The sequence below is a fragment of the Stenotrophomonas sp. Steno-Z10-BAI genome, assembly GCF_056393115.1.
Genome location: NZ_JBWJOZ010000007.1, coordinates 225,727 through 234,468 on the forward strand (window position 1 = coordinate 225,727; position 8,742 = coordinate 234,468).

Annotated in this window: 9 protein-coding genes; 4 read left to right on the forward strand and 5 right to left on the reverse strand. The window is 66.3% G+C overall.

What is annotated here, in order from left to right; translation table 11 throughout:
- Positions 1 to 4: 4 nt before the first annotated feature.
- From AC06E9_RS16890 to pyrE, 3 genes are all read right to left on the reverse strand, one after another.
- Positions 5 to 97, reverse strand: coding sequence for a potassium-transporting ATPase subunit F (locus AC06E9_RS16890; protein ID WP_019183961.1), 93 nt, complete (start codon positions 95 to 97; stop codon positions 5 to 7).
- 389 nt (positions 98 to 486) lie between these two features.
- The gene (locus AC06E9_RS16895) at positions 487 to 1,149 is read right to left on the reverse strand and encodes a hypothetical protein (protein WP_478056481.1); all 663 of its coding nucleotides are present in this window, start codon (positions 1,147 to 1,149) and stop codon (positions 487 to 489) included.
- Between the two features lie 18 nt (positions 1,150 to 1,167).
- Positions 1,168 to 1,827 carry an orotate phosphoribosyltransferase gene (pyrE, locus tag AC06E9_RS16900; RefSeq protein WP_046272987.1) on the reverse strand — a complete coding sequence of 220 codons (660 nt, stop codon included), beginning with the start codon at positions 1,825 to 1,827 and terminating at the stop codon, positions 1,168 to 1,170.
- 207 nt (positions 1,828 to 2,034) lie between these two features.
- On the opposite strand from pyrE, the gene AC06E9_RS16905 reads away from it, so the two are divergent.
- From AC06E9_RS16905 to AC06E9_RS16915, 3 genes are all read left to right on the forward strand, one after another.
- Complete coding sequence (locus AC06E9_RS16905) at positions 2,035 to 2,835, forward strand: exodeoxyribonuclease III (protein WP_152152959.1); 801 nt, start codon at positions 2,035 to 2,037, stop codon at positions 2,833 to 2,835.
- Complete coding sequence (locus AC06E9_RS16910; protein ID WP_152152854.1) at positions 2,832 to 4,127, forward strand: AmpG family muropeptide MFS transporter; 1,296 nt, start codon at positions 2,832 to 2,834, stop codon at positions 4,125 to 4,127. The genes AC06E9_RS16905 and AC06E9_RS16910 overlap by 4 nt, the downstream gene beginning before the upstream one ends.
- 81 nt (positions 4,128 to 4,208) lie before the next feature.
- A complete protein-coding gene (locus AC06E9_RS16915; RefSeq protein ID WP_046272989.1) occupies positions 4,209 to 4,436 on the forward strand; it encodes a hypothetical protein in 228 nt (75 codons plus the stop codon).
- Positions 4,437 to 4,505: 69 nt separating this feature from the next.
- On the opposite strand, the gene AC06E9_RS16920 is transcribed toward AC06E9_RS16915, so the two are convergent.
- On the reverse strand, positions 4,506 to 5,633 hold the full coding sequence (locus tag AC06E9_RS16920) for an anhydro-N-acetylmuramic acid kinase (RefSeq protein WP_478056482.1): 1,128 nt from the start codon (positions 5,631 to 5,633) through the stop codon (positions 4,506 to 4,508).
- Between the two features lie 66 nt (positions 5,634 to 5,699).
- Positions 5,700 to 7,163: a peptidoglycan DD-metalloendopeptidase family protein gene (locus AC06E9_RS16925; RefSeq protein WP_478056483.1), complete on the reverse strand. Its 1,464-nt coding sequence runs from the start codon at positions 7,161 to 7,163 to the stop codon at positions 5,700 to 5,702.
- Between the two features lie 168 nt (positions 7,164 to 7,331).
- Here AC06E9_RS16925 and tyrS point away from each other — a divergent pair, with 168 nt between their 5' ends.
- Complete coding sequence (gene tyrS, locus AC06E9_RS16930; RefSeq protein WP_121044059.1) at positions 7,332 to 8,543, forward strand: tyrosine--tRNA ligase; 1,212 nt, start codon at positions 7,332 to 7,334, stop codon at positions 8,541 to 8,543.
- The last annotated feature ends 199 nt before the right edge of the window (positions 8,544 to 8,742 follow it).

Genomic DNA, 8,742 nt, shown 5'->3' on the forward strand with positions numbered 1-8,742 from the left:
CCGGTCAGAAGGTTTCGGGCCGAAGCACGACGTACAGCAGATAGGCGGCGGCAACGAGCACCAGCACACCGCACAGCAGGGAAAGCCAGGCAGACATGGTCGTGGCCTCAAACGCGGGAAAGGGAGCGCGCGGTGCACGGGGCACCGGCGGGGAAGACAGGCATATACGGGCTCATGGGACGTCCAGGTGGAACCACTCCACGTCAGGCGCTCATGGTCTGCCTGCCCGGCATAAACGCTCCACGCCCGAAACCCGCGACTCCCGTAAAAAGTGCATAAAAAGGTGCGTCTGTGGTGCGAACGTTACGTCCCGCAGCGACCGGCAGGCCCCTCGGCAAATGTCCCCCGGCCGCCGCCCGACCAACCCACCGCCCCCGCGTCCGGAACAGTTCACAGCAAGCTTCATGCCCGCGACGCGGAGCGTAGAAAAACCAAAAAGGCGGCCCAAAAGGCCGCCTTCGTTTCAACGCAATCGCACATCCACCCTTACCCGCGCGGATCGCTCCCCATACCCTTCAACAACCGATAGCGCTGCAGCGTGCTCTCGATCTCCACATCCAGCGCCCGGCGCTGCTGCTCGAACGAGGCCTGCATGCGCCGCTGCGCCACCAGCTCGGCATGCCGCTCACGGATCCGCTCGGCCTGCTTGTCCGGCACCGGCTGGCCATCCAGCTCGCGGTTGCCCGCAGTGGCCAGCAGGGTGACCAGCGCATCACGCACGCTGGCCACGTTATAACTGGCGGTGTGGATGTTGTTGTCCAGGATCCCGCTGCGCTCGGCGAACACCCGGCGCAGCTCGTCCTCGTTTTCATACGTGGCCAGCATCGCCTGCTCGGTGCGCTGGCGGGTCTGCTCGGCGGCGAGATCCAGGCGTTGCTGCGCGGCCTGCGCAGCGGCATCGGCGCGCTCTTCGTCGGTCAACGCGCGCTGCACTTCACCACTGCGCATGCCGCTGCGCAGGTTGAACTCCTCGCGCGCGCTGTTCACCGCCTCCTGGGGCAGGGCATCACTGCAGATCCGCTCGCTGCCCTTGTTCCAGCAGTACAGCTTCTTCGGCGTCGCATCAGCCGTGCGCTTCTGCGCCTGGGCAGGCAACAGCGGCACGGCCAGCAACAGGCCGACAACGGTGAACGTGGCAAACCTGGACATGGTGAAAGCCCCCTGCTCTCAACGCGTAGGACGGCTGCCGTAGCGGGAACGATAGTCCTCCAGCGGCTGCCGGTAACCGACAAGTTCCGGATTTCCGGAGGCAAAATCAAGCAGGTCGGCCAGCGTGGCCACCGCGACCACCGGAATGCCGGCTTCTTCGGCCACGGCCTGCGCGGCCGAACGGCGGTCGGTTTCCGAGGCGATCTCCTGGCGGTCCAGTGCGACCACGATGCCCGCCGGGGTGCCACCGGCGCCCTTGATGATCGCCAGCGCTTCGCGGATCGCGGTGCCAGCGGTGATCACGTCATCCACGATCAGCACGCGCTTACCGTTCATGTCGGCGCCGATCAGGTTGCCGCCTTCGCCGTGGTCCTTGGCTTCCTTGCGGTTGAACGACAGCGGCAGGTCGCGGCCGCGCTGGGCGAACTCACAGGCGGTCGCGGTGGCCAGCGGAATGCCCTTGTAGGCCGGGCCGAACACGACGTCGAACTTCAGCCCGGTCGCTTCCACGGCATCGGCGTAGCACGCCGCCAGCTGGGACATCCGCGCGCCGGAATCGAACCGGCCGGCATTGAAGAAATAGGGGCTCAGACGGCCGGACTTCAGGGTGAACTGGCCGAAACGCAGGGCATCGGCGGTCAGGGCCAGTTGCAGGAAACGGTGGCGATGGTCGCTCATCAAGACTCAATTCAATTCATTTGGAGCGCAAATCCTAATGCATGCCCGCACTTTTCCGCTCGCCGGCCCCTGCGGCCCGGTGTCGCACAGGTTGGCGAGACGGCATCGTCAGGTGCCCGCGGGCGGCAATCGCGTCCGTTTCCAGCCAGCCCCTGCAAGGGCCGAAACGGTATGCTCTTGCCGGTATCGTTCCAGACCCGGGTCAGCATGCGCATCATCAGTTTCAACGCCAATGGCATCCGTTCCGCCGCCACCAAGGGCTTTCTCGAGTGGTTCCGCGCCCAGGACGCCGATGTCCTGTGCATCCAGGAAACCAAGGCCCAGGAAGACCAGCTGACCGACCCGATGTTCCGCCCGGACGGCCATCACTGCTTCTACCGCGACGCCATCACCAAGAAGGGCTACAGCGGCGTGGCGATCTACAGCAAGCGCGAGCCGGACCAGGTGATCACCTCGCTGGGCTGGGCCCCGTTCGACGATGAGGGCCGCTACATCGAGGCCCGCTACGGCAACCTCAGCGTGGTCTCCTTCTATATCCCCTCGGGCAGCTCGGGCGATCTGCGCCAGGGCTTCAAGTACGAAGTGATGGAGTGGCTGCGCCCGATCCTGGCCGGCTGGCTGGCCAGTGGTCGCGACTACGTGCTGTGCGGCGACTGGAACATCGTGCGCTCCGCGCTGGACATCAAGAACTGGAAATCCAACCAGAAAAACTCCGGCTGCCTGCCGCCCGAGCGCGACTGGCTCAACGGCCAGTGCGTGGACGCCGACCAGGCGCTGGATATCGCCGCCGGCCAAGGCTGGACGGATGCCTACCGCCTGCTGCACCCGCAGGGTGAGGACTACACATGGTGGAGCAACCGCGGCCAGGCGCGCGCCAACAATGTCGGCTGGCGCATTGATTACCAGTTCGTCAGCCCGGGCCTGCGCGAGCGCCTGCGCAGCTGCTCGGTGTACCGCGATGAGCGCTTCTCCGACCATGCGCCGTTCACGGTGGACTACGCCCCATGAGTGAAGCGGTCGAGCCGATGTCCTACAAGGGCTGGGCGGGGATCAAGCGTGCCTTCGGTACGCCCTCGGCGCTGACGATGGCCTTCCTCGGCTTCGGCAGCGGCCTGCCGTTCCTGCTGATCGCCTCGCAGACCCTCTCCACCCGGCTGCGTGATGTCGGTTTGGACCTGGGCAGCATCGGCCTGATCAGCCTGGCCAGCTTCTTCTATCTGATGAAGTTCGTCTGGGCGCCGCTGATTGACCGCTACGCATTTCCGCTGATCGGCTTCCTCGGGCGCCGCCGTTCCTGGCTGCTCGCCTCGCAGATCGCGGTCACCGGCGGGTTGTTCGCGCTGGCCTTCGTCCGCCCCGAACTCGGTGTCACCCCACTGGTCCTGTGGGTGCTGGTGGCTTCGTTCGCCGGTGCCACCCAGGATTCGGTGGTCGACGCCTACCGCATCGAGATCGCGCCGGAGAGCGCCCAGGCCGCGTTGGCCGCGACCTACACGCTGGGCTATCGCATCGGCCTGATCCTGGCCGGCGCGGGCGCGTTGTACCTGGCCCAGTTCGAGAGCTGGATCGTGGCGTACCTGGCCATGGCCGCCTTGATGATCCTGCCGATCATCACCACGCTGCTGTGCCGCGAGCCGGAGCAGCCGGAAGTGCGCATCCAGCGCCGGATCGATTTCTTCGGCGCGTTCTGGCAGCCGATCGCCAGCTTCTTCAGCACCAACGGTGTGGTGCTGGCGCTGGTGCTGCTGGCCTTCGTCGGGCTCTACAAGTTCCCGGATCAGGTGATCGGGGTGATGGCCGGTCCGTTCTATCTGGATTCGGGCTTCACCAAGGCCGATATCGCCACCGTCTCCAAGCTGTTCGGGGTGTGGATGGGCATCGGCGGTGCCTTCCTCGGTGGCATCGCGGTGGCCGCGTTCGGCTTCCGCCGCATGCTGCTGGTCGCCGCGCTGGGCGTGGCGCTGTCCAACCTGGCGTTCCTGCTGATGGCGCACAACCCGGGCCAGCTGTGGGCGTTCTATGCGGCGCTGAGTGCGGACAACCTGTTCCAGGGCTTTGCCGGCACCGTGCTGGTCGCCTTCATGTCCTCGCTGACCGACCGCAACTTCACTGCTACCCAGTACGCGCTGCTGGTCTCGCTGGCCAACCTGCCGGGCAAGTTCGTCGGCGGCGTCTCCGGTTACATCGTGGAGGCGAGCTCCTACAGCACCTTCTTCATCCTCAGCGCCACCACCGTCATCCCGACCCTGCTGCTGCTGATCTGGCTGTGGCCACGGATCCGGGACCGCAGCACGGCCTGACGGGTTTGCGTGCCGGCAGGGCCTGATGGATCATGCCGGCACAACGGCCGCGGGGATGGCGGCGCGCCAACGGGGAGAACGATGGCTGATCTACTGCTGCGGGAGGTGGACCCGCTGTTGCTGGAACGTATCCGCCGCATTGCGGTTGCGCGCGGCTGGACCCGTGAGGACACCTGCGTGGCGCTGTTGGAACAAGGCCTGTTCGCCAGCGAACTGGAGGTCCGCAGCGGCTTCCACGATCCCGAGGTCGACGCGCTGGCCGATGCCATCGCCGCCCTGCAGGCGTTGCCGGACGCGCAGGGGCTGTAACGGCCCGCCAGTGCTGCCCGGCGCAGGCGTGATCACGGTGCACCCCGCGGCGCCCGGCACCACGCCACCTCAGGCGGGATGGATCGCCCCCAGAATCCGGGGTCCGCGCGCACCACTCACGCTCGGCAGATTGCCCGGCAGCCCGGCCAGCGTGCGCTGTGCCAACCACGCAAACCCCATCGCTTCCAGATAATCCGGATCCAGCCCGTGCACCGCGCTGGACTCGATCACCACGCCCGGCAGGCGCGCGCCGAGGCGCCGCAGCAGCTGCGGATTGCGCACGCCACCGCCGCAGACCAGCACCCGCCTCGCGCCCGGAAGGTGCGCCAGCAGCGCATCGGCCACGGTGGCGGCCGTCAGTTCCAGCAGGGTTGCCTGCACATCCGCGCCGGAGACCTGCCCCTCGCCCAGCTGCGCCTGCGCCCAGTCCAGGTGGAACTGCTCGCGCCCGGTGCTCTTCGGCGGCGGCAACGCAAACCAGGGATCGGCCAGCCAGCGGGCCAGCAGCGCCGCATCGACCTGGCCACTGGCCGCGAACGCGCCATCGGCATCGAACGGTTCGCCGCGATGGCGCTGGCACCAGGCATCCATCAGCGCATTGGCCGGGCCGGTATCGAAGCCGCGCGGTGTCCCGTCGCGCGGGATCAGGGTGAGATTGCCGATGCCGCCCAGGTTGAGCACGGCGCGGTCTTCATCGCTGTCGCCCAGCATCGCCAGGTGGAAGGCCGGCATCAGCGGCGCGCCATGCCCGCCAGCGGCGACATCGCGGCGGCGGAAATCGGCCACGGTGGTGATGCCGGTCAGTTCGGCGATGCGGTTGGCATCGCCGATCTGCATCGTGAAGGCAGGATCAGCCAGCGGCCGATGGCGCACGGTCTGGCCATGCGAGCCGATCGCCTGCACCTGGGTGCGGTCGATGCGCGCGCTGTCCAGCAGGCGGTTGGCGGCCGCGGCGAAGGTGATCCCGACCTGGGCATCAAGGCGGCCCAGTGCATCAAGCGAGGTGATGGTGCCACCTTCCCCCAGCGCGATCAGCTCGGCGCGGATGGCCGGATCCCAGTCGTGGGTCAGTCCATGGACGAAGCGGCAGCCACCCTCGGTGGGGAACTGCACCAGCGCGGCATCGATGCCGTCGGCGCTGGTGCCGGACATCAGGCCCAGGTAGAGCGGGGTGGTGGGATCAACAGCAGAGGTCATGGCCAGGCGGTCCAACGGGTTGCGTGCAGCTTCCGCGCAACCCGTTGCCGCCGTCAATCGCAGCGATCAGCCGCGGTTGGATTTGACCGGCTTGCCGGCCTTCGCCGTGGCCGTATCGGTGGCCTTGGCATCCTGCGCCGGGCTGGCATCGGCGTAGATCAGCTTCTCCATGCCCTGGATGCGGGCCAGCGCGGGGGCGGTCTGGGCACGGAAGGCAGCCAGCTCGGCGCCCTGCAGCGGCTCCGGCGGCGGCATCGTCACCGACAGCGGATTGCGGTGCACGCCGTTGACGCGGAATTCGTAGTGAAGGTGCGGGCCGGTGGCCATGCCGGTCGAGCCCACGTAGCCGATCACGGTGCCCTGGGCCACGCGCTGGCCGGTCTTGATCTTGCCGAACCGCGACATATGCCCGTACAGGGTGGTGTGGCCGCGGCCATGATCCAGTATCACCACGTTGCCGTAACCGCGCTGGGTCCCGGCGAACTGCACGCGGGCATCGCCGGCGGCCATGATCGGGGTGCCGGTACGCGCGGCGTAGTCCACGCCCTTGTGCATGCGCATCTTGCCCAGCACCGGGTGCTTGCGTGCGCCGAAGCTCGAGCTCAAGCGCGCGAACTGGATCGGCATGCGGATGAAGCTCTTCTTCAGCGGGCGGCCGCTGGCATCGAAGTACTCCGATTTGCCGTTGCGGTCGAAGCGGAAGCCGCTGTAGGTCTTGCCGCCCGAGCTGAAGGTCGCCGCGAGGATCTTGCTGGTGTCCACCTTCTCGCCTTCGCGCCAGGTTTCATCCAGCACCACGCTGAAGCGGTCGCCCGGCTGCAGGTCCTTGGAGAAGTCGATGTCGTACTTGAAGATTTCGTCGGTCATCGTGGCAATCGCCGAGGGCGACAACCCCGCCTTGCGCGCGGCGGCATACAGGGAGCTGGTGATCTCGCCACTGGCGACCACGCGGCGGGTCGAGCTCTCGCGCTTACTCACCGTTTCGGTGATCTTGTCGCCAGCCAGGGACAGCTCCACGCGGTTGTCGGCATCGCGGTCGAAGCGGATCGTGCGCAGCTCACCGGACAGCGGCAGGTCGAAGGCGATCTCCGCACCCGGGCGCAGCTTGGTCAGCGATTCGCGCACACCGGGGTGCTCCAGCACCTGGTGCATCACCGTGGCCGGGATGCCGGCCTGGTCGAACAGATTACTCAGGGTCTGGCCGCGCTGCACGCGCAGCACCTGCCAGCTGTCGCCCGGGGTCTGCTGCTGGCGTTCCAGCGACAGCGGCGGCAACGGCAGCGCCAAGGTCGAATGGCTGACCGAGTAGGGCGAATCGATGGTGTGCGAGAAGCCGGGGACGATCGTGGCCACCAGGGCGCCGATGGTGGCGAACAGGCTGGCGTGCATCCAGTGGCGGCGGGTCCAGCGCTGGTTGAAGGCCGCGGGAAGATGCTGTTTGAGCTTCCGATGGAGGGCGGTGTCGTGGAGGACGTGGAGACGTTCCTTGAAGCGCTGCTTGCGCGCGCGGCCTTGATCGGAATTGAGCATCGTCGGTCTGTTCCTGGCTGGCCCGGGAGCGCGGGCCCAAACGTCGGTAACATAGACAGGTATAAATACCGCGTCAAACCCTTGTGCCTATTGGCTTTTGTGAAGCACCTGCGGTTAACTTGTACTTAACGTCATTCATATAAATAAGGCATTGCCGGGAGTTGTCACGTGTCCTCGATTGAAGAAGCCATTGCCCTGATCGGGCGAGGCGCCGATGAGATCCTCAAATCCGACGAACTGCGCCAGCGTCTGGAAAGCGGCCGTCCGCTGCGGGTCAAGGCCGGCTTCGACCCCACCGCACCGGACCTGCACCTGGGCCACACCGTGCTGTTGAACAAGCTGCGCCAGTTCCAGGACCTCGGCCACCAGGTGATCTTCCTGATCGGCGACTTCACCGGGATGATCGGCGACCCCTCGGGCAAGAACGTCACCCGCAAGCCGCTCACCAAGGAAGATGTGCTGGCCAACGCGCGTACCTATGAAGACCAGGTCTTCAAGGTGCTGGACCGCGAAAAGACCGAAGTGCGCTTCAATTCGGAGTGGTTCGGCAAGATGGCCGCCGCCGACATGATCCGCCTGGCTGGCCAGCACACCGTGGCGCGCATGCTCGAGCGCGACGACTTCGCCAAGCGCTATGCCGCCCAGCAGTCCATTGCCCTGCATGAGTTCCTGTACCCGCTGGTGCAGGGTTACGACTCGGTCGCGCTGGAAGCGGACGTTGAACTGGGCGGTACCGACCAGAAGTTCAACCTGCTGATGGGCCGTGGCCTGCAGGAGCACTACGGGCAGAAGCCGCAGATCGTGTTGACCATGCCGTTGCTGGAAGGCTTGGACGGTGTGGCCAAGATGTCCAAGTCGCTCAACAACTATATTGGTATCAGCGAACCGGCCATCGACATCGTCACCAAGACGATGAAGATCGGCGACGACCTGATGTGGCGCTGGATCGAGCTGCTCTCCTTTGATATCAGCCAGGCCGAGGCCAAGGCCCTGCGTGAGCAGGTCCAGGCGGGCGGGTTGAACCCGCGCGAGGTGAAGCTGCGCCTGGCCCGTGAGCTGACCACCCGCTTCCATGATGCGGCGGCGGCCGAACAGGCCATCGCCGGTTGGAATGCCGCGGTGACCGGGCAGGGCGATGTGACCCTGCTGCCGCTGCAGGAAGTGACCATCCCGGCCGAAGGCCTGCGTATTGGTGCCCTGCTGACGGCTGCCGGCCTCACCCCGAGCAACTCCGAAGCCTCCCGCAAGCTCAAAGAGCGTGCGGTGAAGGTGGATGGCGAGGTGGTGGAGGATGCCCAGCAGGTGTTCGTGCCCGGTTTCGAAGGCCTGCTGCAGGTTGGCAAGCGCACCTTCGCACGCGTGTTGCTGGTCGCGGCCTAAGTGGCACAAGGGGTTCGGGCGATCCGGACCCCTTCCAGCATGAATGTGGGAGAGACGACGTGAAAAAATGTCGTCCACCCCCTTCACAAACGACCCGGATAGGGACATACTTTCCCTCCCCCGACGCAGGGGCCACCGCAAGGCGGCAACCGCGAAGGAACAGGACTTCAACTGCTTCGAAAGAAGGTGTTGACGGAAA